The organism is Variovorax sp. WS11 (genome assembly GCF_010499245.1).
GTDB lineage: Bacteria > Pseudomonadota > Gammaproteobacteria > Burkholderiales > Burkholderiaceae_C > Variovorax.
In genome coordinates, this window is sequence record NZ_JAAGOW010000005.1 from 784,409 (window position 1) to 810,908 (window position 26,500).

Annotated in this window: 28 protein-coding genes; 21 read left to right on the plus strand and 7 right to left on the minus strand. The window is 69.2% G+C overall.

What is annotated here, in order from left to right; genetic code table 11:
• Positions 1–12: 12 nt before the first annotated feature.
• The 5 genes from GXN78_RS38300 to GXN78_RS38320 form a co-directional block, all read right to left on the minus strand.
• Positions 13–324: a hypothetical protein gene (locus GXN78_RS38300; RefSeq protein WP_146163047.1), complete on the minus strand. Its 312-nt coding sequence runs from the start codon at positions 322–324 to the stop codon at positions 13–15.
• A gap of 113 nt (positions 325–437) precedes the next feature.
• Complete coding sequence (locus GXN78_RS38305) at positions 438–896, minus strand: guanylate cyclase (RefSeq protein WP_106556870.1); 459 nt, start codon at positions 894–896, stop codon at positions 438–440.
• Positions 897–991: 95 nt separating this feature from the next.
• The gene (locus GXN78_RS38310) at positions 992–1,264 is read right to left on the minus strand and encodes a hypothetical protein (protein WP_106556871.1); all 273 of its coding nucleotides are present in this window, start codon (positions 1,262–1,264) and stop codon (positions 992–994) included.
• A gap of 147 nt (positions 1,265–1,411) precedes the next feature.
• A complete protein-coding gene (locus GXN78_RS38315) occupies positions 1,412–2,533 on the minus strand; it encodes a heparan-alpha-glucosaminide N-acetyltransferase domain-containing protein (RefSeq protein ID WP_164256309.1) in 1,122 nt (373 codons plus the stop codon).
• A 502-nt stretch (positions 2,534–3,035) separates the two neighbouring features.
• On the minus strand, positions 3,036–4,190 hold the full coding sequence (locus GXN78_RS38320) for a serine hydrolase domain-containing protein (RefSeq protein ID WP_106556873.1): 1,155 nt from the start codon (positions 4,188–4,190) through the stop codon (positions 3,036–3,038).
• A 146-nt stretch (positions 4,191–4,336) separates the two neighbouring features.
• Here GXN78_RS38320 and GXN78_RS38325 point away from each other — a divergent pair, with 146 nt between their 5' ends.
• The 11 genes from GXN78_RS38325 to GXN78_RS38375 all read left to right on the plus strand — a co-directional run bounded on the left by GXN78_RS38325 (position 4,337) and on the right by GXN78_RS38375 (position 14,751).
• Entirely contained in the window at positions 4,337–5,059 is a 723-nt protein-coding gene (locus GXN78_RS38325) for an SDR family oxidoreductase (protein ID WP_106556874.1), read from the plus strand.
• Positions 5,060–5,093: 34 nt separating this feature from the next.
• The gene (locus GXN78_RS38330; protein WP_106556875.1) at positions 5,094–5,888 is read left to right on the plus strand and encodes an SDR family oxidoreductase; all 795 of its coding nucleotides are present in this window, start codon (positions 5,094–5,096) and stop codon (positions 5,886–5,888) included.
• Positions 5,889–5,896: 8 nt separating this feature from the next.
• Positions 5,897–6,709 (plus strand): SDR family oxidoreductase, encoded by an 813-nt coding sequence (locus tag GXN78_RS38335; protein ID WP_106556876.1) that lies wholly within the window; start codon positions 5,897–5,899, stop codon positions 6,707–6,709.
• Positions 6,706–7,302, plus strand: a complete 597-nt coding sequence (locus GXN78_RS38340) for a nuclear transport factor 2 family protein (protein ID WP_219910070.1) — start codon at positions 6,706–6,708, stop codon at positions 7,300–7,302. The genes GXN78_RS38335 and GXN78_RS38340 overlap by 4 nt, the downstream gene beginning before the upstream one ends.
• Before the next feature lie 25 nt (positions 7,303–7,327).
• On the plus strand, positions 7,328–8,530 hold the full coding sequence (locus tag GXN78_RS38345) for an acetyl-CoA C-acetyltransferase (RefSeq protein WP_106556877.1): 1,203 nt from the start codon (positions 7,328–7,330) through the stop codon (positions 8,528–8,530).
• A gap of 148 nt (positions 8,531–8,678) precedes the next feature.
• A complete protein-coding gene (locus GXN78_RS38350) occupies positions 8,679–10,034 on the plus strand; it encodes an aromatic ring-hydroxylating dioxygenase subunit alpha (RefSeq protein WP_106556878.1) in 1,356 nt (451 codons plus the stop codon).
• A gap of 7 nt (positions 10,035–10,041) precedes the next feature.
• A complete protein-coding gene (locus GXN78_RS38355) occupies positions 10,042–11,757 on the plus strand; it encodes an FAD-binding protein (RefSeq protein WP_106556879.1) in 1,716 nt (571 codons plus the stop codon).
• A gap of 19 nt (positions 11,758–11,776) precedes the next feature.
• A complete protein-coding gene (locus GXN78_RS38360) occupies positions 11,777–12,760 on the plus strand; it encodes a thiamine pyrophosphate-dependent dehydrogenase E1 component subunit alpha (RefSeq protein ID WP_106556880.1) in 984 nt (327 codons plus the stop codon).
• Entirely contained in the window at positions 12,757–13,767 is a 1,011-nt protein-coding gene (locus tag GXN78_RS38365; protein ID WP_239143077.1) for an alpha-ketoacid dehydrogenase subunit beta, read from the plus strand. The genes GXN78_RS38360 and GXN78_RS38365 overlap by 4 nt, the downstream gene beginning before the upstream one ends.
• Positions 13,768–13,795: 28 nt before the next feature.
• Complete coding sequence (locus GXN78_RS38370; protein WP_106556881.1) at positions 13,796–14,026, plus strand: lipoyl domain-containing protein; 231 nt, start codon at positions 13,796–13,798, stop codon at positions 14,024–14,026.
• Positions 14,023–14,751, plus strand: coding sequence for a 2-oxo acid dehydrogenase subunit E2 (locus GXN78_RS38375; protein ID WP_106556882.1), 729 nt, complete (start codon positions 14,023–14,025; stop codon positions 14,749–14,751). The genes GXN78_RS38370 and GXN78_RS38375 overlap by 4 nt, the downstream gene beginning before the upstream one ends.
• A gap of 21 nt (positions 14,752–14,772) precedes the next feature.
• Here GXN78_RS38375 and GXN78_RS38380 read toward each other — a convergent pair whose 3' ends face one another.
• Together GXN78_RS38380 and GXN78_RS38385 are read right to left on the minus strand one after the other, a co-directional pair.
• Positions 14,773–16,374 carry a GMC family oxidoreductase N-terminal domain-containing protein gene (locus GXN78_RS38380; protein ID WP_106556883.1) on the minus strand — a complete coding sequence of 534 codons (1,602 nt, stop codon included), beginning with the start codon at positions 16,372–16,374 and terminating at the stop codon, positions 14,773–14,775.
• Positions 16,371–17,624 (minus strand): cytochrome P450, encoded by a 1,254-nt coding sequence (locus GXN78_RS38385; protein WP_106556884.1) that lies wholly within the window; start codon positions 17,622–17,624, stop codon positions 16,371–16,373. The genes GXN78_RS38380 and GXN78_RS38385 overlap by 4 nt, the downstream gene beginning before the upstream one ends.
• Positions 17,625–17,794: 170 nt before the next feature.
• On the opposite strand from GXN78_RS38385, the gene GXN78_RS38390 reads away from it, so the two are divergent.
• The 10 genes from GXN78_RS38390 (at position 17,795) to GXN78_RS38435 (ending at position 26,478) form a co-directional block, all read left to right on the plus strand.
• A complete protein-coding gene (locus GXN78_RS38390) occupies positions 17,795–18,040 on the plus strand; it encodes a hypothetical protein (protein WP_106556885.1) in 246 nt (81 codons plus the stop codon).
• A gap of 290 nt (positions 18,041–18,330) precedes the next feature.
• Complete coding sequence (locus GXN78_RS38395; RefSeq protein ID WP_106556886.1) at positions 18,331–18,558, plus strand: hypothetical protein; 228 nt, start codon at positions 18,331–18,333, stop codon at positions 18,556–18,558.
• Between the two features lie 16 nt (positions 18,559–18,574).
• Positions 18,575–19,813 carry a CaiB/BaiF CoA-transferase family protein gene (locus tag GXN78_RS38400; protein ID WP_106556887.1) on the plus strand — a complete coding sequence of 413 codons (1,239 nt, stop codon included), beginning with the start codon at positions 18,575–18,577 and terminating at the stop codon, positions 19,811–19,813.
• Positions 19,786–21,072 (plus strand): FAD-dependent oxidoreductase, encoded by a 1,287-nt coding sequence (locus GXN78_RS38405; protein WP_106556888.1) that lies wholly within the window; start codon positions 19,786–19,788, stop codon positions 21,070–21,072. Before GXN78_RS38400 ends, GXN78_RS38405 begins: the two co-directional genes overlap by 28 nt.
• A 14-nt stretch (positions 21,073–21,086) precedes the next feature.
• Positions 21,087–21,407, plus strand: coding sequence for a 2Fe-2S iron-sulfur cluster-binding protein (locus GXN78_RS38410; protein ID WP_106556889.1), 321 nt, complete (start codon positions 21,087–21,089; stop codon positions 21,405–21,407).
• A 65-nt stretch (positions 21,408–21,472) separates the two neighbouring features.
• Positions 21,473–22,693, plus strand: coding sequence for an amidohydrolase family protein (locus GXN78_RS38415; RefSeq protein WP_106556890.1), 1,221 nt, complete (start codon positions 21,473–21,475; stop codon positions 22,691–22,693).
• Positions 22,690–23,667, plus strand: a complete 978-nt coding sequence (locus GXN78_RS38420; RefSeq protein ID WP_106556891.1) for a nitronate monooxygenase — start codon at positions 22,690–22,692, stop codon at positions 23,665–23,667. The genes GXN78_RS38415 and GXN78_RS38420 overlap by 4 nt, the downstream gene beginning before the upstream one ends.
• 9 nt (positions 23,668–23,676) lie before the next feature.
• On the plus strand, positions 23,677–24,849 hold the full coding sequence (locus GXN78_RS38425) for an NADH:flavin oxidoreductase (RefSeq protein ID WP_106556892.1): 1,173 nt from the start codon (positions 23,677–23,679) through the stop codon (positions 24,847–24,849).
• On the plus strand, positions 24,849–25,679 hold the full coding sequence (locus tag GXN78_RS38430) for an enoyl-CoA hydratase (protein ID WP_106556893.1): 831 nt from the start codon (positions 24,849–24,851) through the stop codon (positions 25,677–25,679). Before GXN78_RS38425 ends, GXN78_RS38430 begins: the two co-directional genes overlap by 1 nt.
• 4 nt (positions 25,680–25,683) lie before the next feature.
• Entirely contained in the window at positions 25,684–26,478 is a 795-nt protein-coding gene (locus GXN78_RS38435) for an enoyl-CoA hydratase-related protein (RefSeq protein WP_106556894.1), read from the plus strand.
• Positions 26,479–26,500 lie beyond the last annotated feature (22 nt).

Sequence of the window (26,500 nt, forward strand, 5' to 3'; positions counted from 1 at the left end):
AGCAACCAGTGGTCAGTGGCGCCGCGCAGCCAGCAGCGATTCGGCAGTTGCTGTCCGCCCGGAGCGGCGACAGATGTCTTCGAGCTCCTGGATAACGACGTCGATTCGTTGCAGAAACAATGCCCGGCTGCCGGGTGGGGCACGTGTGTTCAACGCCCAGGTGAGTTCAGCCAGGCGCTCTGCTCCCGCACAGCGTGCCCACGGCCGCAGGTCGCAATAGCAAAGGAGCGCGAGGCGCCCGAGGTCTTCCCTGCGCCGCGCATGGCTAACGTCCGCAACGAGATCGTCGAGGCCCAGCAAGAGACTGTCTGAGAGCGTATCCATGGTGCAGTGCAGCATTTTGCGTGTGGGGGTATGCGGAAAGTAGAGTGCGCGACCTAACGCGCGGCTCGATTCCTGCAGGCGCTCCAAGCGGCTGGACCCACGGTGCTCCGCCGTCAGTGCTCGACGAGAAAGCTCGGCATGAGCTTGGCGGCGCTCTTCAGAAGCTCGAACTCATCGTCCGAGAGCGGCAGGGATGCCAAGTCGAAATGGCTCAGCGTGCCCCACGGTTCGCCGGCGTCGCTCATCAGTGGAACGCTGTGATACGAGACGACCACGCCCTGGTAAGGGTGACCTTTGAGCCTCGTGTCGGCCGCCGAGTCGTTCGTCCGGAACACGCCATCGCGAAGCACGAACTGGCAAAAGCTCGCGTCGAAAGGCACCGCCGCAAGGAACTCGGGCCGCATCTCTCCTGCTTTGTCGTGAAACAAAACGTTGCGAAGGAGGGGGCCGGCGAACCGATAGACCGCGCTGAACCGGTGCGGCACGCCTTCGTTCAAGTAGGCGAGTGCAGCACTCGGGCCCTCGGCACGCAGGATGGCCGAAAACGTCTCCAGATCGCGGGGCAACGCCATGGCTTGATTGTCGCGTTGCGCGAGTACGCCGAACGAACAAAAACCCCCACGCCAGGGGTGTCGCTGGCGAGGGGGTGCGCAGGAGCCACGTGTGCTCAGTATCGATACGGGTTGTGCGGACGGCGGTCGTAGCGGTTGGGCACGCCATCGCGATCGCTGTCTCTGCGCGCATGGCGGTTGTAAGCCCGATGGTCATGACGCGAGTCGTAGCCATGCCGGACGATGTGACGCGGCGGGGGCGGCGGAACGACGACGATGTGGGGGCGATAACCCCTGTCACCGTGGTGCGGCTGCGCCTGTGCCGCACCGCTCAACGTAGCCAGGGCGACCGCGGCTGCAGCGCCGAACGCGAAAAACATCTTCTTCATGGCAGCTCCTTCGAGGCATTGTGTTCAGGAGCCCCAATCCTGCAGGCCAGAGGTAAAGCACGCGTGAGGCTGCAGCGAAGTTCGGTGAACTTCTGTTCAAGTGAGGCAGGTTCTGCCTGCGGCCACCGTGGGCCGCCCGCCGGAGCATCAGAAGTAGCGTGTGACCCAGTTCGGCCGGTCCCGCTTCTTGCGGTAGTACCAGGCACAAGGCCAGAGCATGAGGACCAACAGCAACAGCCAGATCAGATAGGTGGGTGCCAATCCCCATTTCGTGTGCACGGCGGCTGCGGCGATGCCCAGTACGTAGAAGTGAACGACATAGAAGAAGAACGGCACCCGGCCGAAGATCACGAACGGGCGAAGCCAAAGGGGCACGCCGCTGCGCGTGACCCACCACAGCACAGCCAAGCCCGCGAAGATCGCGACGAAAGACCAGGCGAGAAAGGGCAGGTCCGGCGGGTACTTGGCGAAGGTCCAGAACGCCAAGCTGTCGACCTTCGTGTACGCGTAGGCATTGCCGTAGCCGCCATTCAGGCGGATCGCCAGGAACAGCGCCAGGCAGGCGCCGGCCAGCCCCAGCCAGAACCGTGCCGGCTCACGGCGCTGCAGCGCACCGCGCCCCACGACGAAGCCCACGACGGCGATCCCGGCCCAGGGGACCACCGGGTAGAGCGAACGAAACGCGCCGCTTCGAACCGGCTCGTAGAGCACCGCCCGCAAGGGCAGCGGCAGCGCCGACACATCGAGCAGCGGGTGCAGCGCCAGCATGGCGATCGCCGCGCCCAGCAGCACCTTGCCCGGCGCGTCGCGCACGAGCGCGAGGAGGATGATGGCTGCGCCGATCGAACTGAGCACGACGAACGAATAGAAGCCCATGGCGGCGCGCGGCAGGCCCATGACGAGCGCGTCCACGGCGATCAGGACCAGGCCGCGCAGGATCAGCCGTCGAGTCACCTCGGCATGCGGCAGGCCGCGCTGCTCGCGCGAAGCGCTGGTCAGCGCCACCATGAAGCCGGCCATGAAGAAGAAGGCCGGTGCGACCGGCACACCCGTGAAGCGCGTCAGGAACTGCAGCAGGTCGCCGGACGCGGGCGCCGCGCCCGCGGCCAGCTCCTCGCCGGCCCGGCCGGCGTTGAACATCAGCGAAGCGTGGTCCAGTGCCATGTGGGCGATGAGGAGGCCTCGAAAGGCGTCTACATAGCCTTGCCGCGCGGACGGCGTGACGACGTCGCCGGCCTTGGCAAGGATGTTGGAGGAGACGGACTGCATGGAGGGTCTCGAGGGGTGGCTCCCATGTTGGGCGGGCGTGAAGCGCACGTCTTGAAGATTGGCGACATGCGCGCGGCATCCCATCCCCAATGCCGAGCCGGATAAGCAGGTCGACAGCGGGTTCCTGGCACCCATCCGAGGATTGGTGGCAGGAGCCGTGAAAAAAGTCGCATCCGAGTGGCCGATCATGCCCCCACTCGCCTAATGTGACGGCGCCGTCCGCGCCGGCCGCATGTACAACAAACGGGTTACTCGATGCCCGCCATGTCTCCCCTCCTCGTCCTTCTCTGCATCGCCGCCATCGTGGTGGCAGGCCTCGTCCTCGAATACTTCTCTCACCGCGAGACCTATCGTCCCGAACGGAAGCTGCGGGAACGCGACCCTCGACGCACGGACTCGTCTGGCGGCGCGGAGTGAGCGAACCCTGGTCAGCCGCCCATTGAACTGCTGATCGTGCGCGTCGCCATCAGCGCGGAGCGGCCCCAGCGCAAGCGTTCCTCCTTCAGAGCTTCAATGCACCACGCACGGCCTCGGCGATCGTCAGGATCGCGTCTTCCTCGCGTGTGGCCGGGTTGAACAGACGGTTGTGGCAGATCGCCACGGCGAGCTGCGCATCGGGATCGGCCCAGCCGATGGAGCCGCCCTGGCCGGGATGGCAGAGCGCGCGCGGGCTCTTTGCCGAGCACACCGGCGGATGTTCGCCGCCGAACCAGTAGCCCCCGATCGTGATCGGGAGTGGGAAGCCGAACATCACCGAATCGGGCTCGTCGCTGTGCGCACGCGGCGTGTTCAGCGTGGCCGCCAGGCCTGGCGAGAGCAGGCGCACGCCATCGAGCTCGCCGCCGCCGGCCAGCATGGCCCAGAAGCGCGCTTCGCTGCGCGCGGTGAAGATGCCGCCGACGCCGGCCACCTCGGCGCGGCGCACCTCGGGCCGCTCGAACACCGCCGGTCCCAGCGCGACCTCGGACGGCATGGAGGCGAGATAGAGCGGCGGCAGGTGCTCGGCCGGCAGCGGCCGCATCGCATCGATCTGTCGCGCGATCCGGGGCTCGGCCTCATCCGGGATGCCGATCCAGAGGTCCGGCGCGCCGAGCGGCTCGGCGATCTCCTCGCGCACGAAGCGGCCCAGCGAGCGATGGTCCGGGTCGGCACGACGCACCAGCTCGCCGAGGATCCATCCGAAGGTCATCGACAGGTACAGGGTCTTCGTGCCGGGCTCCGCCAGCGGCTCGAGCTTCGCGATCGCGCGGGTCATCCAGGCCCAATCGCACAGGCGCTCCGGCGTCATGCCCTCCGGCATCTGCGGAATGCCGGCGCGATGCGTGAGCACGTGGCGCAGCGTGGTCCCGCCTTTGCCATGCGCGGCGTACTCGGGCCACCAGCTTGCCACGGGCGCGTCGTAGTCGAGGCGGCCGCGATCGACCAGCATGTGCACCGCCGTCGCGGCGACGGCCTTGGTCACCGAGTAGACGTTGAAGAGCGTCTCGCTGTCGACCGGGCGTCCGCTCGCCGGATCGGCCAGGCCGCCCCAGGCATCGACCACCAGGCGGCCGCGATGGTAGGCGGCCACCTGCACGCCGATCTCGCGGCCGCCGGCGATCGCGTTGTCGATGGCGCGCTGCACCGGAGGGTTGGCGTCGAGCACGGGTGAGGTCACGCGGGTCTCCTGCTAAACGAAAAAAGAAGCGCTGCAGCGCTTGCCGGGGCGTCATCAGCTGGTTTATATTGTAGAACGACGTTCATATAAATGACATCGCAATCTACGAGACAGGCGAGCCCGCCCGGGCCGCAAAGGAGCAAGGCATGGTCCAAGGAATAGGGCAAGACGCCGGTGCGGCGCTGCTGTCAGGCCGGTGTGCGATCGTCGCCATGCCGGGTCTGCCGTTGGGACGCGCGCTGGCACGCGGGCTGCGGCGGCATGGGGCGCGCGTGGTCGAGGTCGACGTGGCGCCCGGCTCCTGCGCGGACGCCGAGAAAGCCCTCGGCCATGCCGCACGCGAGGCCGGCGGCGCAGACCTCTTCGTGCATGCGGGCGCCACGCCTGCCGCGCTGGCGTCGCGCCCGCTCGAGGTGTTGTCCGGCGAGGAATGGCATGCCGCCGTGCATCGCAGCATGCTCGCGAGCCTGTACTTCCTGCAGGGCGTTTATCGCCAGCAGCACGAGGCAGGCGGGGCGACGGTGCTCGTCGGCCCGTCGGTGGCGCTGGTCGGCGCGGCCGGGCTGGTCCCGCTGATCACGCTGGCCGAAGCGCAGCGCACGCTGGTCAAGTCGGCGGCGCGGCAATGGGGCCGGCACGGCATGCGGCTCAACTGGGTCGGCGTCGGGGCGCAGCGCTACGCGGGCTCGCTGGCAGGGGCCGCGCTGCCGCCGACGCCGGAGCTCGGTCCCCCCCCGCCGGCGCTCGGCCGCGTGCCCGATGCGGAATCCGATGTGGCCGACGTGATCGCCTGGCTCGGCAGCGACGGCGCGCGGGGCGTGACGGGCGCGAGCTTCAACCTCGACGGCGGCGACTGGATGGTGCCATGAGCGCCGCCCCACTCCAATGACCCACACAAGCGAAATGACGACAACGACGACAACAACCGGCGCGGGCCTCCTGGACGGCCGCGTCGCCTTCGTGACCGGCGCCGGCGCCGGCATCGGCCGCGGCATCGCGCTGGCGCTCGCCGCCGCAGGTGCGCGCGTGGCGGTGACCGGGCGCCGCGCCTCGACCTGCGACGACACCGTCGCGCAGATTGCCGCCGAGGGCGGTGCGGCCTTCGCACTCGAGGCCGATGTCGGCGATCGAGCGGCCGTGCATCGTGCCGTCGAAGCAGCCGTGGACCGTTGGGGGCGGCTCGACATCGTGGTGCAGAACGCGAACGCCGGCGACTCGGCGCATCCGATCGCGCTCGAGGACGTCAGCGAAGAGGACTGGCTGCGCCAGGCCCGCGTCGCCTGGGACGGCAACCTGCATTGCGCCCAGGCTGCATTGCCGCACCTGCGGGCCGGCGGATGCGGCCGCTTCATCGTGCTCGGCTCGGCCTTCGGTCTTCACGGTGCGGCGATGAACCCGGTGTACTCGGCCTTGAAGGGCGGCGACCGGGGCTTCGTCAAGTCGCTGGCGCGCGAGTGGGGGCCGCACGGCATCACCGTGAATGCGATCGAGCCTGCCGCGGCCACCGAGCCGACCCAGGTGTTCTTCGCTCAGAACCCAGCGGTCCGCGACGCCTATCTCCGCCTGTTCCCGCTCGGCCGCATGGGCGTGCCGCGCGAGGACATCGGCCGCGCCGTCGTGGCGCTGTGCAGCGACCTGATGGGCTACGTCAGCGGGCAGAACCTGCCCGTCGACGGCGGCCTGTACACCGCATTGTGAGGACAGCCATGACGGGACGCGTTCAAGGAAAAGTGGCGCTGGTGACCGGCGCGGGCGGCGGCATCGGCGCGGCCTGCGCGCTGGCGCTGGCGCGGGAGGGCGCCGCGGTCGCGGTCGCCGACATCGACCTCGGCGCCGCCGAGCGCCAGGTCGCGGCGATCGAGGCGCAGGGCGGCCATGCGATCGCGCTGCAGGTCGATCTGGGCGACGAGGCCTCGGTGCTTGCGATGGTGGAAGCTACCGCCTCGCGGCTCGGCGGCCTCGACATCCTGCACAACAACGCGGCCGACACACGCCTGTCGTCGACCTGCGATCGGCCGGTCGCCACCGTCCACACCGAGGTCTGGGACGCGATCCTGCGCACCAACCTGCGCGGCACGATGATCGCGTGCCGGGCGGCGATCCCGCATCTGCGCCGGCGCGGCGGCGGCGCGATCGTCAACACCAGCTCGAATGCGGCCCTCGCCGGCGCGCTCTCGCACAGCGCCTACAGCGCCTCCAAGGCTGCGATCAACTCGCTGACGCAGAGCGTCGCGACGCAGCACGGCAAGGAGGGCATCCGCTGCAACGCGATCTCGCCGGGGCTGATCGTCACGCCGTCGACGAAGGACAGCTATGCCGCCTCCGGCGTCGGCGAGATCATGCTGCGGCACCACCTGACGCCGCGGCTGGGGCGGCCCGAGGACATCGCCGCCGCCGTGGTCTTCCTCGCCTCCGACGAGGCCGCATTCATCACCGGCCAGATCATCTGCGTCGATGGCGGCTCGCTGGCGCACCAGCCTTACGTCGCGGACTTCATCGATCGAGAGGCGGCGTCGTGAGCGATACCGCCGGTCCGGCCGATCTGGCGCAACGCCTGGCCCGCGTCGAGGCCGAGCTCGCGATCGGGCAACTGCCCGCGCGCTACGCCGTCGCGGTCGACTCGCGCAATGTCGACGCCTTGGTCGCGCTCTTCGCCGCCGATGTGGACTGCGGCCGCTGGGGCAGCGGACGCGAGGCCCTGAAGCGCTACTACGCGAGCCGGCATGTGCTCACGGGCTTCTACCGCTCGGTCCACCTGGTGTGCGGGCAGACGATCGACCTGGTCGACGCCGATCACGCGACGGGCACCGTCTATTGCCGCGCCGGCCACGAAGACAAGGACCACTGGATCGAGATGTCGATCTGCTACTTCGACCGTTATGTGCGCAGCGAAGGCCTCTGGTGCTTCGAGCGTCGGGACGAGAAGCACTGGTACTCGACCGACTGGCAGCAGCGCCCCAACCGCGGCGAGGGAGCGGGCTTCCAGAACTGGCCCGGCAAGTACGAGGCCCCGAAGTTCGCGCCGCAGCTGCCGCATGCCTGGCCGAGCTGGGCGGCCTACTGGGAGGCGCAGGGCGACGAAGCCCGGGGCGCGGTGACGCATGCGCCCTGATCCCGCATCCAAGAGGCACTGACGCATGCGCAGAGCCGCCATCGTCTGCCCTTTGCGCACCGCCGTCGGCGCCTTCGGCGGCAGCCTGAAGCCCATGCCCGCCGACCAGCTCGCCAGCACCATCCTGAAGGCGCTGGTCGCCCGCAGCGGCATCGACCCTGAGCGCATCGACGAAGTGGTGATGGCCCAGTCCTATGCCAACAGCGAGGCGCCGTGCCTCGGCCGCTATGCCGCGCTCGATGCCGGCTTGCCGGTCTCGGTGCCGGGGATGACGCTGGACCGGCGCTGCGGCTCCGGGCTGCAGGCCGTGATCGATGCGGCGATGCAGGTGCAGACCGGCGCGGCCGACGTCGTCGTGGCCGCCGGCGTCGAGAGCATGAGCAGCATCGAGTACTACACGACCGATCTGCGCTGGGGCTCGCGCGCCGGCTCGGTCACGATGCACGACCGTCTGCAGCGCGGTCGCGAGCGCTCGCAGCCCGAGCACCGCTTCGGCCCTATCTCCGGCATGCCGGAGACCGCGGAGAACCTGGCGCGCGACTACGGCATCTCGCGCGAGGCCGCCGATGCCTTCGCGATGCGCAGCCACCAGCGCGCCGCCGCGGCCTGGCGCGAAGGCCGCTTCGCGGACGAGGTGGTGAGCGTCACGGTGCCGGCGAAGAAGGGCGAGCCGCTGCACTTCGCACGCGACGAAGGCATCCGTGCCGAAACCACGATGGAAACGCTCGCGAAGCTGAAGCCGGTGCTGAAGGGCGGCACCGTGACCGCCGGCAACGCGAGCCAGCAGAACGATGCGGCCGCTGCCTGCCTGGTCGTCGCCGAGGACAAGCTGGCCGAACTGAAGCTCGAGCCGATGGCCTGGGTGCGCGGGTGGGCCGCCGCCGGCTGCGAACCCTCGCGCATGGGCATCGGCCCGGTGCCTGCGGTGCAGAAGCTGCTGGCGCGCACGGGCCTCTCCTTCGACCACCTCGATCTCGTCGAGCTCAACGAGGCCTTCGCGGCGCAGGTGCTGGCGGTGCTGAAGGGCTGGGACTGGAACGACGCCGACCGGCTCAACGTCAATGGCGGTGGCATCTCGCTCGGGCACCCGATCGGCGCAACCGGCGTGCGCATCCTCGCGACGATGCTGCACGAGCTGAAGCGTCGCCGCGGCCGCTATGCGCTGGAGACGATGTGCATCGGCGGCGGGCAGGGGCTGGCCGCGCTCTTCGAGCGGGCCGGGTCGTGAGGCGCCTCGATCCGCGTGAAGGCGGGTCCGACCGCATTGACACTGCGAAGCTCGCGCGTTTATATTTCAGAACGTCATTCAATTTGTGATACCTGATGACCGGCGAGGCAACGTGCCTCCGGCTTATCGAGACCAGGAGAGAGACACTGTGGATACCGCCGTGAAGCCCAAGGTGCGCGTGGACTACGTCCCGGCCGAGCACTACATCTCCCGCGAGATCGTGCAGCTCGAAAAGCGCCTGCTGTGGCCCAAGGTGTGGCAGCTCGCCTGCCGCCTCGAGGAAATCCCTTTTCCGGGCGACTACGTCACCTACGACATCAACGACGAGTCGATCATCGTCGTGCGCCAGACGCCCGACACCATCCGCGCCTTCCACAACGTGTGCCAGCACCGCGGCCGGCGCCTCACCGAAGGCTGCGGGTCGGCCGCCAGGCTGCAGTGCCGCTTCCACGGCTGGCAATGGAACCTCGACGGCAAGGTCATCCGCATCGTCGACCGCGAGGACTGGCAGGGCTGCCCCGACATGAGCGACGAGGACTTCTCGCTGCCCGAGATCAAGGTCGACACCTGGGCCGGCTTCGTCTTCGTCAATTTCGACCCGACCTGCGAGCCGCTTGCCAGGCACCTGGCGCCGGTGCCCGAATACACCGACTGCTACGAGTTCGAGAAGATGCGCTACCGCTGGTACAAGTCGGTGCGCCTGCCCTGCAACTGGAAGGTGGCGCTGGAAGCCTTCAGCGAGGGCTATCACGTCTTCGGCACGCACCCCCAGCTGCTCGATTCGCAGGGCGACGACGTGACGCGCAGCTTCACCTTCGGCCGACACGGCATGTTCGGCTACCCAGCGCCGGCGCGGCTGCCGGGCGCGCCCTCGCCGCGCACCGGGCGGCCGGTGCCGGACGACGTGCGCCCCGGCATCGTCAAGTTCTTCGCCGACCTGGAGGACCAGCTCAAGGCGATCACCACCCAGCGCGACCTGGAAGCGGCCAGGCGCATCCTCACCGAGTGCCCGGCCGACACGCCGCACCTCGAGCTGCTGATGAAGGTGGGCCAGTTCCAGGCCGAGGCCGCGATCGCCGAAGGCGCCGGCTGGCCGAAGCTCACGGGCGAGCAGATCTACAAGGCCGGGACCGACTGGCACGTGTTCCCCAACATGATCTTCCTGATGTCGCCCGACGGCATGCTGTTCTACCGCGCCCGGCCTGATGGCGACAACCCCGACTCCTGCTTCTACGACATCTGCTCGATCGCCCGCTACGCACCGGGCGCCGAGCCCAAGCTGCAGCGCGAGTTCTATTGGGGCGCGGACGACTGGAAGACCGACACCGTCGAGCGCTTCGGCCTGATCCTGTCGCAGGACTTCGCCAACATGACCGAGGTGCAGAAGGGCATGAAGTCCCAGGCCTTCCGGGGCGCGCGCACGAACCCGCTGCAGGAGTCCGCCATCTCGAACTTCCACCGCGCGCTGCGCGAGATCCTGTTCGACGAGCCGAGCGGCGCCTGAGCACAAGATGACGACCAACGGAACCTGGGACGAGGCCTTCGACTTCGTCATCGTCGGCAGCGGCGGCGGCTCGATGTGCGCCGCGCTCGCGGCCAAGCAATTGGGCAAGCGCGCGCTGATCGTCGAGAAGCAGCCCCTCATCGGCGGCTCGACCGGCTTTTCCGGCGGCGTCTGGTGGGTGCCGAACAACCCGGTGATGAAGCGCGCCGGCGTGGCCGACAGTGCCGAGCGCGCGCGGCAGTATCTCGACGCGGCCGTCACCTACCAAGGCCCGGGCACCACCCCCGCGCGGCGCGACGCCTTCCTGCGCAACGGCCCGAAGATGGTCGAGTTCCTCGAGGACCAGGGCATGAAGTTCGTCTATGCCGACGGCTGGTCCGACTACTACGACGAGCTGCCCGGCGGCGAAGCGCGCGGCCGCTCGCTCTTGGCCGAGCTCTTCGACACGCGCGAGCTGGGCGAGTGGGAGTCGAAGCTGTCGCGCTACAAGGGCTTCAGCCTGCCGCTGCCGACCGACCAGTTCCCGTCGCTGATGCTGGCCAAGCGCACCTGGCGGGGCAAGAAGACCGCACTGTCGATGGTCGGGCGCATGCTGAAGGGCAAGCTGACCGGCCGCCGGCTCGCCGGCGCCGGCGCGGCGATCCAGGGCCGCATGCTGCAGATCGCGCTGCGCGAGCAGCTGCCGATCTGGACCGGCTCGGCCCTCGCGCAATTCATCGTCGACGGCGATCGCGTTGCAGGCGTCGCCGTGCAGCGCGGCGGCCGGCTGGTGCGCGTGCAGGCGCGCCATGGCGTGCTGATGAACGTCGGCGGCTTCTCGCGCAGCGCGTCGATGCGCCAGCGCTTCCAGCCCCACCCGAACTCGGCCACCTGGACCAATGCCAACCCCGGCGACACCGGCGAGGCGATCGAGCTGGCCATGGCGCTCGGCGCCGCCGTGGACTGCATGGACGAGGCCTGGTGGGTCGTGACCTCGCTCGCGCCGGACGGCCAGCCGCCCAAGCCCGGCGGCTATGCGGCCGACGGCACGCCGCTGCCCTTCATGCACCACCTCGACCTGTCGCTGCCGTACTCGATGATGGTCGACCAGCTCGGCGAGCGCTTCTGCGACGAGGCCGGTGCCTACATGGAGATCGGCCAGCGCATGTACCGGCGCGAGCGCGAGACCGGCAAGGCCGTGCCGAGCTGGGTCATCATGGACAGCCGCCAGCGCGCCTACTACCCCTGGGGCACCGCGCAACCCGGCCAGGTGCCCGATGAATGGCTCAAGAGCGGCTACATGATCAAGGCCGAGTCGATCGGCGAGCTGGTGGAGAAGACCGGCATCGACGGGCCCGGGCTGGCACGCACCCTCGAGCGCTTCAACGGCTTCTGCCGCAGCGGCATCGACAGCGATTTCGGCCGCGGCTCGCGCGCCTTCGACCGTTGCCACGGCGACCCGACCGTGACGCCGAATCCCAATCTCGGCGCCATCGAGAAGCCGCCGTTCTACGCGGTGCGCATGTACCCCGGCGACGTCGGCACCGCCGGCGGCGTGGTCACCGACGAGCATGCCCGCGTGCTGCGGGAGGACGGCTCGGCCATCCCGGGCCTCTATGCCACCGGCAACTGCACCGCCTCGGTGGTCGGGCGCTCCTATCCCGGCGCGGGCGCAAGCATCGGCGCCTCCTTCACCTTCGGCTACATCGCCGCGCATCACGCACTGGGCGCCGCGGCGCCATGACATCGAGCAGGAACCATCCATGACACCCGACACACGCATCGACCAGGCCATCCTGGTCGACATCTACCGCCGCATGGCCCTGATCCAGCGCAGCGACGATCGCTTTCGCGCCGTCATCAAGGCCGGCAAGATCGTCGCGCCGTACTACTCGCCGCGCGGGCAGGAGGCGATCCCCGCCGCGGTGTCGGTGAACCTCACCAACGAGGACACCATCTGCACCATCTACCGCGGCATCCACGACATGCTCGCCAAGGGCGTGCCGTCGAAACTGCTGTGGGCGGAGATTGCCGGCAAGGCGACCGGCACCTGCAAGGGCAAGGGCGGCCCGATGCACATCACGCACCCGGAGTCCGGCGTGATGGTGACGACAGGCATCGTCGGCAGCAGCATGCCGATCGCCAACGGCCTGGCGCTGGCGGCGCAGATCCGCGGGCAGAAGCATGTGTCCGTTGCGTATTTCGGCGACGGCGCCTCGAACATCGGCGCCTTCCACGAGGCGCTGAACATGGCGGCGGTCTGGAAGCTGCCGGTGATCTTCGTCTGCCAGAACAACGGCTATGGCGAGCACACGCGCTACGAGCTGGCCACTTCCGCCAAGCAGATCTCCGACCGCGCCGCCGGCTACCAGATGCCTGGCGTCACGATCGACGGCAACGACCCGCTGGCGGTGTATGCCGCGGCGCGCGAGGCCGTCAGCCGGGCGCGCGCGGGCGAAGGTCCGACGCTGATCGAGGCCAAGACTTTCCGCTTCCATGGCCATGTTTTCGGCGATGCGGACGCCTACATGGCGCCGGGAGAGAAGGAGGCTGCGATGGCGAGGGACCCGGTGCCGCGCTTTCGCAGCTGGCTGATCGAAGGAGGCGTGGCCGAATCGGAGCTCGCGGCGCTCGAATCGGCGATCGATCGCGAGATCGACGAGGCCGTGGCCTTCGCGCTGGAAAGCCCCGTGCCGGACCTCTCGGAGTTGCAGCGTGATGTGCTGGCCGAGGAGCTTGCCCAATGAATACCGCCACCGCCGTGCTCGACAAGGTCAAGCCCATGAACACGATCCAGGCCGTCAACCTGGCCCTCGACGAGGCGATGGGCCTGGACCCGAACGTCATCCTGCTCGGCGAGGACATCGCCGATGGCCAGGAAGGCGGCATCGTCGGCGTGACCAAGGGCCTGTCGAGCAAGTACGGCAACTCGCGCGTGCGCTCCACGCCGATCTCCGAGCAGGCCATCATCGGCGCGGCGATCGGCGCGTCGATCGTCGGCATGCGGCCGGTGGCGGAGATCATGCTGATGAACTTCACCACGGTGGCGATGGACATGATCGTCAACCATGCGGCCAAGCTGCGCTACATGTCGGGCGGGCAGACGCACGTGCCGATCACGATCCGCACGATGACCGGCGCCGGCTTCGGCACCGGCGGCCAGCATGCCGACTACCTCGAGGCCTGGTTCGCACACACCGCCGGCATGAAGGTGGTGGCGCCGTCCTCGCCGGCCGATGCCTACGGGCTGATGCTGTCGTGCATCTTCGACGAGGACCCCTGCCTCTTCATCGAGAACATGCCGAGCTACTGGACGCCGGGCGCGCCGCCGCAGGTCGGCCAGCGTATTCCGCTCGGCCAGGCGAAGGTGCTGCGCGAAGGCAGCGACGTGACCGTGATCAGCTACAGCCGCATGGTGCAGGACTGCGCCGCGGTGGCCGAGAAACTGGCCAAGGAAGGCATCCAGGTCGAGCTGATCGACCTGCGCACCATCTCGCCGCTCGACCAGGCAACCCTGCTGCGCTCGGTCGCGAAGACGCGGCGCGCGGTGGTCGTGCACGAGGCGGTGCGCCGCTTCGGCGTCGGTGCCGAGATCGCCGCGCTGCTGCACGAACATCTGTTCGGCGAGCTGAAGGCGCCGGTGCAGCGCGTCGGCGCCAACCACTCGCCGGTCCCGTTCTCGAAGACGCTGGAGATGGCCCATGTGCCGCAGCCCGCGACGATCGAGGCGGCGATCCGCAAGACGCTGGACTGAAAACTCACCAACGACCGAGGACATCCCCGTGGCCACCCAGGTTCTGCTCCCCAAGATCGGCTTCTCCATGAACGAGGCGACGCTCGCCGAATGGATGGCCGAAGACGGCACCGCCGTCACCGAAGGCCAGCCGCTGTATGCGCTGGAAAGCGACAAGTCCGTGCAGGAGGTCGAGTCGCCTGCGACCGGCACGCTGAAGATCGTGGCCCGCGTCGGCGAGGTCTACGAGGTCGGCGCACTGCTGGCCGAAATCGCATGATCGGTGCCGACCTTCCGGCCTGGCCCGTGGTCGACTTCGCCGTCTTCGGCGAGGTCGAGCTCAAGCCGCTGTCGCGCATCCAGGGCCTGACAGCGGGGTTCCTGTCGCGCAACTGGCTGAGCATTCCCCACGTCACGCACCAGGACGACGCGGACATCACTGCGGTCGAAGCGCTGCGCGCGACGCTGGCGCCCCGGCCCAGCGCGCTGGCCTTCTTCGCGAAGGCGCTGGTGTCGGGGCTGAAGGCCTTCCCGCAGTTCAACGCCTCGCTGGACGCGAGCGGCCGGAACCTCGTGCTCAAGAAGTACTTCCACATCGGCGTCGCGATCGACACGCCGCGCGGGCTCGTGGTCGGCGTGGTGCGCGATTGCGACCGCAAGCCACTCGCCGACGTCGCGGCCGACATCTCGGCCCTGTCGGCCAAGGCGCGGGGGCGCGGACTGCCGATGAGCGACATGGAGGGTGGCTGCATCTCGATCAGCTCGCTCGGCGGCATCGGCGGCACCGGCTTCACGCCGATCGTCAACGCGCCCGAGGTCGCGATCCTCGGCATTGCCAAGGCGGAATGGAAGCCTCGCCGCGCTTCGGACGACGCGATCGAATGGCGGTTGAAAGCGCCGCTCTCGCTGAGCTACGACCACCGCGTGATCAATGGCGCCGACGCGGCGCGCTTCCTGCGGCACCTGGACGAAGTGCTCGCCGAGCCGAAGCAGCTGCTCGCCTGAGTCAGCCCCGCGAGCCGCGCGTCAACGCGCATCCTCCAGGATCAGATCGGCCGCGCGCCAGGCCATCGCCATCACGGGACCATTGGTGTTGCCGGCGGGCATGCTCGGTGCGATCGACAGGTCCATCACGCGGAGCGCCTCGACGCCGCGCACCTTGAGCCGCGGATCGACGACGCTGTGCTCGTCACCGCCCATGCGGCAGGTGCCGCAGGCGTGGTAGCCGCTCTGGCCGCCGCTGCGGAAGGCGTCCAGGATCTGTTCGTCGCTCTGCACCGCCGGGCCCGGCCGCGTCTCCGCGACGATCAGCGGCGCCAGGCTCGGCTGTTCCGCGACCTTGCGCATGAAGCGCATCGAGGCAATCGCGATGCGGCGGTCTTCCTCCTCGGCCAGGTAGTTCGGATCGACCTCGGCCGGCACGTCCGCATCGGGCGACACGATGCGCAGATGGCCCTCGCTGCGCGGCCGCAGCCCGTAGCTGAAGAACTGCATGCCGGGGAAGTCTTCCATCGCCATGCCGCCCGCCGCGAAATCGAGCGAGAAGGGGCACATCATCAGCTGTGCGTCGGCTCGCGCGGCGCCGGGCAGCGATCGGTAGAAGCCGCCGACCGGATACGAGCCCGTCGCCATCACGCCGCTGCGCGTGGAGAGGTACTTGGTGGCATTGAGGCCGAGGCGCCAGCCGCTGAACTCGCGGTTCTGGGAATGACGCCAGTCGGCGAGCCGCCATTGCGCCATGTACAGCAGGTGTTCCTGCAGGTGGCGCCCGACGGCCGGGTTGTGCGCCACCAGCCGGATTCCCAGTGAGCGGAGATGCTCGCCATCACCCACGCCGGACAGCTGCAGCAGGCGCGGCGATCGCAATGCACCGCCGCAGAGAATGAGCTCGCGCGCCGCATCGAAGCGCCGCACGTGGCCGTCGACCACCGCCTCGACGCCGATAGCCCGCCGGCCTTCGAACAGCACGCGGACGACCCGCGTGCCGGTGAGCACCCTGAGGTTGGCGCGGGATCGCACCGGCGCGAGGAAGGCGGCGGCGGCGCTCTGCCGCACCCCGTCGCGGATCGTGTAGCTCAGGTAGGCGATGCCTTCGTGATCGAGGCGATTGAGGTCCTCGCGGCGCTCGAGGCCCAGGTGCGCGCAGGCGGCGATCGTGGCTTCGGCCAGCTCGCTGCGCTCGGCATGGGGCGTTACCTTCAGCGGCCCGCCGGCACCGCGCAGCTCGTCGGCGCCGAGTGCGTGGTCTTCCATCGCCTTGAAGCGCTTCGCCATCTCGTCCCAGCCCCAGCCGGTGGCGCCCTGCAAGGCCCACGCGTCGTAGTCCGCAGGGTGGCCGCGCACGTAGACCATGCCGTTGATCGCGCTCGATCCGCCCAGCATCTTCCCGCGCGCCCACACCTCCTGCCGCCCGCGGTTGCCGGCGTGGGGTGCCACCGGCGTGTAGTCGGCATGCTTCGGGTCGGCGAGCAGCTTGCCGAAGCCCTTGGGCATGGCGATCAGGGGGCTGCTGTCCTCGGGGCCGGCTTCGATCAGAAGCACTCGATGAGCCGGGTTTTCGCTGAGGCGGTTGGCCAGCACGCAGCCGGCCGAGCCCGCGCCGACGATGAGGTAGGTCGCCTCGCTCATGCCAGCGCGCCGTCGAAGCGCACGTGGATGTGCTTGGGCACGCGCATCATCGTGCCCTGGATGCGCGGCGGCGGCATGTCGGGGTCGAGCCGCAAGTTCGGCAGCTGGTCGAGGATCGCGTTCAGCGCCCGCGTCATCTCGACGCGCGCGAGGTGCTGGCCGATGCACACATGGGGCCCGGACGCAAATGCGAAGTGGCGCTGCTTCCTGCGGAAGATGTCGAAGCGGTCGGGATCCTCGAAGCGCGAGGGATCGCGGTTCGCCGAGCCCGACGCCACCGACAGGCAGGCGCCTGCCGGCAGCTTCACGCCGCACAGTTCGGTGTCGACCGAGGGTGTGCGCGTCGCGATCAGCACGGGGCCGTCCCAGCGCAAGGCTTCCTCGATCGCCTGCGGGATCAGCGAGCGGTCCTTCCGCACGGCCTCGAGCTGGTCCGGGTGGGTCAGCAGCCCGGTCAGCAGGATGCTCGTGCCCCGGTAGGTGGTGTCGCCGCCGGCGTTGACGAGCTGGCGCAGGAAGGAGACCAGGATCTCTTCGGGCAGGGACTCGCCGTCGACCTCGGCATGGGCCAGCAGGCTCACGAGGTCGTCGCCCGGGTGCGCGCGGCGCTCCTGCAGCAGGGCCTTGAAGTACACGCCCAGCTTGTGCGACGCCTCGGTGCCGTGCGCCACGTCGTGCGACACCACCGTCTGCGCGATCGCCAGCTTGTGGAAGATGCCGACGTCTTCCGGCGGCAGGTTCAGCTGTCGGTAGATGATCTGGAAAGGGTAGTGGTGGGTGAACTCCTGCACCAGATCGGCCCGGCCGCGGCCGCTGAACTTCTGCATCAGCGACGCCACGACGGGATCGACCAGCGTCTCGCCCCAGGCCGACACCCTGTTCGGCAGAAAAGCCTTCTGGAAAATCTTGCGATAGCGCGGATGGTCCGGCGCATCCATCGTGCTCACGCTGCGGCCGAAGGAGATGCCCAGGTTGCGCGCATAGACGCCGTTCGAATAGGTCTGCGGATCCAGGAAGACCTTCTCGACCGCGTCGTAGCCGAGCACCAGGTACGCCGGCAGATCGGCCATCGTCACGTCGGGATGGAGGCCCAGCGCCGTGCGGTAGTCGAAGGCATGCACCGGCCCCTGTTCGCGCCACCGGGCGAGCTGCGGGTAGGGGTCGTCGTGTGCGCCGAACGAAGCGTCGTCGGAGACGAAGGGGTCGTAGGCGGGGTCGTCGAAATCCTGAATGCGGGGAAGCGCGCCCATGGTGATCCTGCTCTCGGGTTATCCCGAATCATGAAGACTTGATTTCAGAATAGCATTCAACAAACAGAACGTCTAGCCTGCGAATAGTCGCACGGTGTTGGTCTGGCTGCCGGCCTTGTCGACGGTGCGCGCCCTGTCGCGCCACGGCGGGGTCGCCTGAGGAGACGGAAATGCTCAGTGGTCTGAAAGTGTTGGCAATCGGTGCGGCAGTGGGCGTGTTCGGGTCGCTCGGCTATCTGAAGTCCGACGCGTCCGATGGTGCGCGTGCGGCAGCCCCTTCGAAGGCCGAAGTCTGCCGGGCGGGCGGCATCAACCTGCCCGCTTCGACGGCCCAGGATTGCTATAGGGAGATGGTCCATGCCTATGGCTATCTCGGAGGCTCCATCGGGCAGGTGTTCGCGGCATCGCGCCGCTGAGCACGCGGTCTTGCTCCTTCCCCTTCCGGGGAAGGCGGGGATGGGGGCAGCGGCCTGTCCGTGGTGACGCAGCGTGCCCCACTTCCAACCCTCCCCCGAAAGGGGAGGGAGTCAATGCCAGGGCGGCTCCCGCACTTGCAGCTCAACGCGTCGAATCCTTCCCCCAAATTAAATGCCGCGACCGCGCATGGCGTCGGGTTGCACCGACCTGCCAAGGCCTGTCGCAAAGCATTTGCAATGTTCTAAAATCAGACTATCATTCGACTATACGAACATCGATGGGGACTCCTATGAACAGCCTGCAATTCGATTCGAACGACCCGTTGACCGAACTCGTCGCGTTCAAGTGGCTGATGGCGGAGCGCGGATGGTGGGTGGATGTGCCGCGCTTCCGGCGCGACATGGTGTACGCCCAGGAGTGTGCGCAGAGGGCGGCCGAGAGCGGCCTGGAACTGCTCGCGCGCAGCAGCGCCGCCTTGCTGGCGCAGATGCCGCGACCGACACTGCAGGGAACCTGACTCTCACCTCCCTGCCATGTCCAGAAAGCCCTTCTCGCACATTCGCGTTCTCGATCTGTCTCGCGTCATCGCCGGCCCGCTGGCCGCGCAGATGCTCGGTGACCTCGGCGCCGAGGTGATCAAGGTCGAGCGCCCCGGCACGGGCGACGACGCGCGCAGGATGGGCCCGCCGTTCCTGAAGGACCGCGAAGGACGCGACACCCACGAGACGCCGATCATCCTCGGCAGCAACCGCAACAAGAAGTCGATCACGCTCGACCTCGCCCGGCCCGAAGGCCAGGCGTTGGCGCGCCGGCTGGCCGCGATGTCGGACGTGCTGGTCGAGAACTTCAAGGTCGGCGACCTGAAGCGCCACGGCCTGGACGCCGCGAGTCTGCGCGAGCTCAATCCGCGCCTCGTCTATTGCTCGGTGACGGGCTTCGGCCAGACCGGTCCCTATGCGCCGCGCCCCGGCTACGACTCGATCTTTCAGGCCATGGGCGGCCTCATGAGCGTGACAGGCTATCCGGACGAGGAGGGCGGTGCGCCGGTCAAGACCGGCCCGTCGATCGCCGACTTCGTGGCTGGGCAGTTCGCTGCCATCGGCGTGATCACCGCGCTGTACGACCGCGACGCCAACCGCGAGGCCAGCAGCGGCCGCGGCCAGCACATCGATGTCGCGCTGTTCGACTCGGTGGTCGCTTCGCTGTCGCACTACGCGGCGCAGTACCTCGCGACCGGCCAGGTGCCGATGCGGCGCGGCACCCAGGGCAACGGCGGCCTGCCTTCGCAGATGTTCCCATGCGTCGACGGGGGCGTGATGGTGGTGTGCGGCAACGACGAGCAGTACCGCCGCTTCTGCGTCGCGCTCGAGCACCCCGAGCTCGCCGGCGATCCGCGCTTCGCGACCAACCCGCTGCGCGTGGGCAACCGCCGGCTGCTGGCGGACACCTTCGATGCGATCACGCGCCGCTGGCGCCAGGCCGACCTGCTCGCCGCCATGGAAGCCGCCGGCGTGCCGGCCGGGCCAATCTACGACTTGAAGCAGGTGTTCGACGATCCGCAGGCGCAGCACCGCGGCCTGGCCACCGAAGTGCCGCATCCGCTGGCCGGCAGCGTCAGGATCCACACCAACCCGATCAAGTTCTCGGACACGCCGATCACCGACTACGTCGCACCGCCGACGCTGGGCCAGCACAACGACGAGATCTACCGCGGCCTCCTCAGGCTGGACGCCGAGGAACTCGAATGCTTGAAGTCGAAAGGCATCGTGTGAGCGGCGAGGGCGGCGCGCTGGTCGTCATCGGTGCCGGGCACGCGGGCACCGAGCTCGCGGTGCAGGCACGCGAGGCCGGATGGCCGGGCCCGATCCGGCTGATCGGCGACGAGACCGCGCTGCCCTACCACCGGCCGCCGCTGTCGAAGGCCTACCTGGCCGGCACCGCGACGCTCGACTCGCTGCACCTGAAGGCGCGCGCCACGCTCGAGAAAGCCGGCGTCGAGCTGCTGCAGGGCCGGCGCGTGCAGGCCCTCGACCGCGCCGCTCGGCGCGTCGCGTTCGAGGACGGCTCCTCGATCGACTACGCACGGCTCGCGCTGGCCACCGGCGGGCGGCCGCGCCCGTTGCCGGCCGCCATCGCGGGCGCGGCCGAAGGCGCCGACAACTTCCACTACCTGCGCACGCTCGCCGACGTAGATCGCATCCGCCGGCACTTCGCGCCCGGTGCGCGCGTCGCGATCGTCGGCGGCGGCTACATCGGCCTCGAGGTCGCTGCGGTGGCCATCAAGGCCGGGTTGAACGTCACCGTGCTGGAGGCGGCCGAGCGCGTGCTCGCGCGCGTGACCGCGCCGCGCGTGTCCTCCTTCTACGAGCAGGTACACCGCGAGGCCGGCGTCGACCTGCGCATCGGCGTGCAGGTCGACGGCTTCGAGCTCGATGCCGCGCGCCGCAGGGTCATCGGCGTGCATTGCGCCGACGGCGAGCGCCTGGCCTGCGACCTGGTGATCGTCGGCATCGGCATCGTGCCCAACACCGAGCTGGCCGCCGCCGCCGGCCTTGCCGTCGACGACGGCATCCGCATCGACGCCTGCGCACGGACCAGCGATCCGCACATCGTCGCGGCCGGCGACTGCACGCGCTTCGACAGCGCGCTGTACGGCCGCTCCGTGCGGCTCGAGTCGGTGCCCAGTGCGCTCGAACAGGCGCGCTCCGCGGCGGCGGCGCTGCTCGGGCATGAGCGGCCGTTCGAGAGCGCGCCGTGGTTCTGGTCCGACCAGTACGACCTGAAGCTGAAGATGGTCGGCCTGTCGCAGGGCCACGACCAATTCCTGTTGCGCGGCTCGGTCGAGCAGCGCTCGTTCTCGGCCTTCTACCTGAAGGGTGAGCGCGTGATCGCGGTCGACACGGTGAACCGCCCGGCCGAATTCATGCTGGCCAAGCGCATCATCGGCGAGCGCAGGGTCATTCCACCCGAGCGGCTGGTCGACGACGGCACGCCGCTGAAGAGCCTGCTTCAGGAAGCCTTGCCACTTTGAGGAGACAACCCACCGTGCCCCGTTTCACGATCATCGAGCACACCGGTGCCGAGCACCAGGTCGAGGCCGAAGTCGGCCAGTCGGTCATGCAGGGCGCCATCGACGCCCTGGTGCCCGGCATCCTCGCCGACTGCGGCGGCTCGTGCAGCTGCGCGACCTGCCACTGCTATGTCGACGAAAGCTGGGCGTCCAGGCTGCCGCCGCCGGAATCCACCGAGCGCGAGATGCTCGAGTGCGTGGTCGAGCCACGCGAGACCAGCCGCCTGGCGTGCCAGTTGCGCGTCACCCCGGCGATCGACGGCCTCGTGATCCGGCTGCCCGCATCGCAAATCTGAAGCACCCGCCATTCCACGCCGCGCCGCGACCCCGCGGCATGGCATTTCCATCCCCGGAGAACCCGATGACGACGACCACCACCGCTGCACCGCTTTTCAGAGGCCCCATCTTCGACGGCGACACCCATCTCTACGAGACCCCCGACGCCTTCAGCCGCTACCTGCCCGAGAAGTTCAAGAAGGACTGGAGCTACGAGTGGAAGGTCGGCGCCGACGGCGAGTTCGCGCTGTACGTGGGCCATCGCAAGATCGAGGTCAGTGCCGGCTACTACGCCGAGGACGGCCGCGTGCCGCCGCCGGGCAAGCTGCACGAATGGCTGCGCGCGCAGAAGGAAGGCAAGGAGAACGTCGACATGCGCGTGCCGATGACCGCAGACATGTACGCCCGCGACGCCCGCCTCGCGAAGATGGACGAGTTCGGCGTCGAGGGCTGCTTCCTCTACTGCGGCAACATGGTCGCGACGATCAGCTACCTCGACGAGCCGAAGGCCGCTGCCGCGGTGATGCATGCCTACAACCGCTGGATGCTCGACGACTGGGGCTTCAACCACGAAGACCGCATCTACTCCGCGCCCCTGGTTTCGCTCGACGACCTGGACGCCGCCTGCGCCGAGGCGGAATGGGCGATTAAGCATGGCACGCGCCTGTTCCTGATGCCGATGGGCCCCTTCGGCGGCAAGCCGCCGGCGCATCCGGACTTCGACCGCTTCTGGTCCATCCTCAACGAGGCGCACTGCCGCGTGGTCTATCACGTGTCCGAGGCGATCTACATGAAGGACCACATGGCGGTGTGGGGCGAGCCGGTGCAGCAGTCGCGCCAGCGCCAGACCGCCTTCGTGTGGATGCACGGCTACAGCGAGCGGCCGGTGGTTGAGACGATCTCGTCGCTGATCTTCTGGAACTTCTTCGCGCGCTTCCCCAACCTGCGCGTGCTGTCGGCCGAGAACGGCGCCGAGTGGGTGCCGACGATGCTGATCAAGATGGACAAGTGCCGCGGCATGGCGAAGAACGGCTACTGGCCGGGCGGGCAGCTGAAGGAACGGCCGAGCAAGATCTTCCAGCGCCATGTCAGCGTGGTCGCCTATCCGGAGGACGACCTGAAGACGATCGTCGACCAGGTCGGCTCGCACGAGTGGATGATCATGGGCTCGGACTATCCGCATGCCGAAGGCGTGCCGGCGCCGCGCGACTTCGCCGAAGAGGCGTGCAAGCACCTGGGCGCCGAACAGACGCAGGGTGTGATGCACGACAACGGCCGGCGCTTCCTGGCGCCCGTCCAATCATGAAGACGAGGGCGAGCGCACTGCTCGGCAGCCGGCTGCCGATCGTGCAGAGCGGCATGCGCTGGGCCTCGCGCGCGGAGTTGGTGTCGGCGGTCTCGAACGCCGGCGCCTTCGGCATCCTGTCGGCGCACACCCAGCCGGATGCGGAAGCGCTGCGCCGCGAGATCGAGCGCACCCGGTCGATGACCAAGCAGCCCTTCGGCGTCAACCTGACCCTGTTGCCGAGTGCGAGCGGCGTCGACGTCGAGGGCTACGTGCGGGTGGTCTGCGAGGAGCGCATTCCCGTCGTCGAGACGGCCGGCGGCAGCCCCGCCCGCTATCTCGACGCGCTGAAGGGCGCGGGCGTCAAGGTGATGCACAAGGCCACCAGCGTGCGCCATGCACTGAAGGCCGAGTCGCTCGGCGTCGACGCGGTGATCATCGACGGCTTCGAATGCGCCGGCCACCCGGGCGCCGATGACGTGCCGGGCCTGGTGCTGATCCCGGCCGCCGCACGGGCGCTGAAGATCCCGGTGCTGGCTGCTGGCGGCATTGCCGATGGGTACGGCCTGGTCGCGGCCTTGGCGCTGGGTGCCGAGGGGGTCTGCATGGGCACGCGCTTCCTGTTGACGCGCGAGTCGCCGCTGCATGCGGAGGTCAAGGCGCGCATGCTGGCCGCGGGCGCGACCGACACCACGCTGGTCGGCCGCCGCTTCGGCGACAGCATCCGCGTGCTGAAGAACCGCACGGCCGCCGAAGCGCTCGCCCTCGAGGCACAGCCGGCGACGACGCACGGGGACCTGCTGCCGCTGATCGGCGCGCCGCGCTGGATGCAGGCGATGGAAAGCGGCGCCGCGGACGATGCGGCGCTGCCGGTCGGCCAGTGCGTCGGCCTGATCGACGACCTGCCCAGCTGCGCCGAACTGGTCGAGCGCATGCTGGCGCAGGCGCGGGACGCGATCGAGCAGCGCCTGTCGCCGCTGCTGCTCGCTGCATAGGCCGGGACCATGAGCGAACCCTCCGGGCCCATCGACGTCGCGCCCTTGTTCGAACCGATCGCCATCCGCGGACTCGCGCTCGCGAACCGCATCGTGATGGCGCCCATGACGCGCAACTTTTCGCCCGGCGGCGTGCCGGGCGAGGACGTCGCCGCCTACTACCGCCGCCGCGCCGAAGGGGGCACCGGCCTGCTGATCACCGAAGGCGTGGGCATCGACCACCCCGCGGCGCTCGGTGATGCGGGCCTCGGCGAAAGCAATCTGCCGCACCTCCATGGCGAGGCGGCGCTGGCCGGCTGGCGGCGCGTCGTCGACGCGGTGCATGCCGCCGGCGGGCGGATCGTGCCGCAGCTCTGGCACCAGGGCGTGATGCGCGAGCCCGGGACCGGTCCGCAGCCGGAGGCGGCATCGCTGCGTCCCTCGGGCCTTTGGGGGCCGGCGGGGCGCATGACTTCGATCGACCCCGCCTATGCCGAGCGCGTGCAGGCGCCGACGCGGCCGATGACCGAGCGCGAGATCCAGGACGTGATCGATGCCTACGCGCGCAGCGCCCGCCACGCGCGCGAGGCCGGTTTCGACGGCATCGCGATCCATGGCGCGCACGGCTACCTGATCGACACCTTCCTGTGGGACGAGACGAACCGCCGCAACGACGCCTGGGGCGGCGACCGTCGCGCCCGCGCACGCTTCGCCGCCGAGGTGGTGCGTGCGATCCGGCGCGAGGCGGGCGAGTCGATGCCGATCTTCTTCCGCTTCTCGCAGTGGAAGCAGCAGGACTTCAAGGCCCGCCTGGCGGCGACGCCGCAGGAGCTCGAGGAGGTGCTCGGCCCGATCGCCGATGCCGGCGTCGATGTGTTCGACGGCAGCGCGCGCTATTTCGACCGCGCGGAGTTCGAGGGCTCGCCGCTCAACCTCTCGGGCTGGGCCCGCAAGCTCACCGGCAAGCTGGCGATGGCGATCGGCGGCATCGGGCTGGACCGCGGCTTCTACGATTCGAAGCGCGACGGTCGCGCCGGCGGCTCCGACAACGTCGCTTTGCTGATGAAGCGCTTCGAGCGCGGCGAGTTCGATCTCGTCGCTGTCGGCCGTGCGCTCTTGAACGAACCGAGATGGACCGAGAAGCTGCGCCACGGGCACGCGTTGCCCGCCTTCGACGAGCAGCGGATGAAGGAGCTGTACTGATGAGCGAGGCCATCACCTGGGCGCTTGCCGATTCCGGCGTGCTGACCCTGACGATCGACCGCCCGGAGGTGAAGAACGCGATCGACACCGCCGGGCAGAACCTGTTGGTGCGCCTGCTGGCCGACGCGGCGCGCCATCCGCGTGTGAAGGTCGTGGTGCTGACCGGCACCGGCGCGGCCTTCTGTACCGGTGCCGACGTGCGCTCGATGGGCGCGCCCGACCCCCATGATGCGATCGCGCAGGAATTCGGCCAGACCGAACTCTGGCAGGCGCACGAGGCGCGGGTCGACCGGCTGCGGCGCCTCGCCGACGCCTCGTTCCTGCTGCACGACATGGGCAAGCCGACCATCGCGAAGCTGCGCGGGCCGGCAGCCGGGCTCGGCTTCTCGCTGGCCCTGGCCTGCGATTTCCGCGTGGCCGCCGACAACGCCTTTTTCGTCTCGAGCTTCGCGAAGATCGGCACGCCGGGGGATTACGGCGGCAGCTATTTCCTGACCCAGCTCGTCGGCCCCTCCAAGGCGAAAGAGATCTACATGCTGTCCGACCGCGTCGGCGCCGCCGAGGCGCTGACGCTGGGCATGGTCAACCGCGTCGTGGCCGACGCCGAGCTCGATGCCGTGGCCGATGCCTTCGCGCTGCGCCTGGCGAACGGGCCGGCGCTCGCGTTCCGAGCGATCAAGGAGAACGTCCACGCCGCCGCGCACCAGACGCTGCAGCAGGTGCTCGACCTCGAGGCGCGCAACATGATCCGCTGCCGCCTGAGCGAGGACTGCAAGGAGGCGCTCGCGGCCTTCCAGCAGAAGCGCGAGCCGCGCTTTGAAGGGCATTGAAAGGATGACCAAGCCTATCGACCGTCCCGCCGACATGGTGCCGATGATGCGCGACGGCGCGGTTGCGGTGCTGACACTGAACTTCCCGGCGCGCCGCAACGCCTACTGCCTGCAGATGCGCACGCAGCTTCGCGAGCGGCTGGAAGCGGCGATGGGCGATGCCGAGGTGCGCGCGATCGTCCTCACCGGCGCCGGCGGACACTTCTGCGCCGGCGGCGACATCAGCGAAATGGAAACGCGCACGCTGCTGGAGAACCGCGAGCGCTGGAACCTGGTGACCGCACTGATCCGGCTCATCGCACTCGGGCCGAAGCCGGTGGTGGCGGCGGTCGAGGGCTCGGCGATGGGCGCGGGCCTGTCGATCGCTTCGCTTGCCGACCATGTGGTCGCGGCGCGCGACGCGAAGTTCGGCGCCGCGTTCGTCAAGGTGGGCCTGATGCCGGACATGGGCGCGCTGTGGAGCCTGCAGCACCGGGTCGGCCGTGCGAAGGCCCGCGAGATCCTCGGCCTCGCGCGGGTGTTCGACGGCGCCGAGGCGCACCGGATCGGCCTGGCCAACGAACTCGCCGAGCCGGGCGGAGCGCTGCCGCAAGCGCTCGCGGTGGCGCAGGACTACGCGGCGCTGCCGCCGGTGGCGAGCGCCCTGCTGAAGAGCGCGCTGGCACAGGGGGTGGACAGTCTCGACGCGGCGATCCGCAGCGAGGTGGAGTTCCAGGCCGTGGCGATGGGCAGCGCCGACCATGCGGAGGCGGTGCGTGCGTTCCTGGAAAAGCGCGCGCCGCGCTTCGAAGGCCGATAGACGGCCTGACGTCCCGAGGACC

What these genes read in the sequence shown, in the direction of transcription:
- GXN78_RS38300 (WP_146163047.1), bottom strand. Translation starts at nt 324, where the DNA reads ATGGATACGCTCTCAGACAGTCTCTTGCTGGGCCTCGACGATCTCGTT.
- GXN78_RS38305 (WP_106556870.1), bottom strand. Translation starts at nt 896, where the DNA reads ATGGCGTTGCCCCGCGATCTGGAGACGTTTTCGGCCATCCTGCGTGCC.
- GXN78_RS38310 (WP_106556871.1), bottom strand. Translation starts at nt 1,264, where the DNA reads ATGAAGAAGATGTTTTTCGCGTTCGGCGCTGCAGCCGCGGTCGCCCTG.
- GXN78_RS38315 (WP_164256309.1), bottom strand. Translation starts at nt 2,533, where the DNA reads ATGCAGTCCGTCTCCTCCAACATCCTTGCCAAGGCCGGCGACGTCGTC.
- GXN78_RS38325 (WP_106556874.1), top strand. Translation starts at nt 4,337, where the DNA reads ATGGTCCAAGGAATAGGGCAAGACGCCGGTGCGGCGCTGCTGTCAGGC.
- GXN78_RS38330 (WP_106556875.1), top strand. Translation starts at nt 5,094, where the DNA reads ATGACGACAACGACGACAACAACCGGCGCGGGCCTCCTGGACGGCCGC.
- GXN78_RS38335 (WP_106556876.1), top strand. Translation starts at nt 5,897, where the DNA reads ATGACGGGACGCGTTCAAGGAAAAGTGGCGCTGGTGACCGGCGCGGGC.
- GXN78_RS38345 (WP_106556877.1), top strand. Translation starts at nt 7,328, where the DNA reads ATGCGCAGAGCCGCCATCGTCTGCCCTTTGCGCACCGCCGTCGGCGCC.
- GXN78_RS38355 (WP_106556879.1), top strand. Translation starts at nt 10,042, where the DNA reads ATGACGACCAACGGAACCTGGGACGAGGCCTTCGACTTCGTCATCGTC.
- GXN78_RS38360 (WP_106556880.1), top strand. Translation starts at nt 11,777, where the DNA reads ATGACACCCGACACACGCATCGACCAGGCCATCCTGGTCGACATCTAC.
- GXN78_RS38365 (WP_239143077.1), top strand. Translation starts at nt 12,757, where the DNA reads ATGAATACCGCCACCGCCGTGCTCGACAAGGTCAAGCCCATGAACACG.
- GXN78_RS38375 (WP_106556882.1), top strand. Translation starts at nt 14,023, where the DNA reads ATGATCGGTGCCGACCTTCCGGCCTGGCCCGTGGTCGACTTCGCCGTC.
- GXN78_RS38380 (WP_106556883.1), bottom strand. Translation starts at nt 16,374, where the DNA reads ATGAGCGAGGCGACCTACCTCATCGTCGGCGCGGGCTCGGCCGGCTGC.
- GXN78_RS38385 (WP_106556884.1), bottom strand. Translation starts at nt 17,624, where the DNA reads ATGGGCGCGCTTCCCCGCATTCAGGATTTCGACGACCCCGCCTACGAC.
- GXN78_RS38390 (WP_106556885.1), top strand. Translation starts at nt 17,795, where the DNA reads ATGCTCAGTGGTCTGAAAGTGTTGGCAATCGGTGCGGCAGTGGGCGTG.
- GXN78_RS38395 (WP_106556886.1), top strand. Translation starts at nt 18,331, where the DNA reads ATGAACAGCCTGCAATTCGATTCGAACGACCCGTTGACCGAACTCGTC.
- GXN78_RS38400 (WP_106556887.1), top strand. Translation starts at nt 18,575, where the DNA reads ATGTCCAGAAAGCCCTTCTCGCACATTCGCGTTCTCGATCTGTCTCGC.
- GXN78_RS38405 (WP_106556888.1), top strand. Translation starts at nt 19,786, where the DNA reads ATGCTTGAAGTCGAAAGGCATCGTGTGAGCGGCGAGGGCGGCGCGCTG.
- GXN78_RS38415 (WP_106556890.1), top strand. Translation starts at nt 21,473, where the DNA reads ATGACGACGACCACCACCGCTGCACCGCTTTTCAGAGGCCCCATCTTC.
- GXN78_RS38420 (WP_106556891.1), top strand. Translation starts at nt 22,690, where the DNA reads ATGAAGACGAGGGCGAGCGCACTGCTCGGCAGCCGGCTGCCGATCGTG.
- GXN78_RS38425 (WP_106556892.1), top strand. Translation starts at nt 23,677, where the DNA reads ATGAGCGAACCCTCCGGGCCCATCGACGTCGCGCCCTTGTTCGAACCG.
- GXN78_RS38430 (WP_106556893.1), top strand. Translation starts at nt 24,849, where the DNA reads ATGAGCGAGGCCATCACCTGGGCGCTTGCCGATTCCGGCGTGCTGACC.
- GXN78_RS38435 (WP_106556894.1), top strand. Translation starts at nt 25,684, where the DNA reads ATGACCAAGCCTATCGACCGTCCCGCCGACATGGTGCCGATGATGCGC.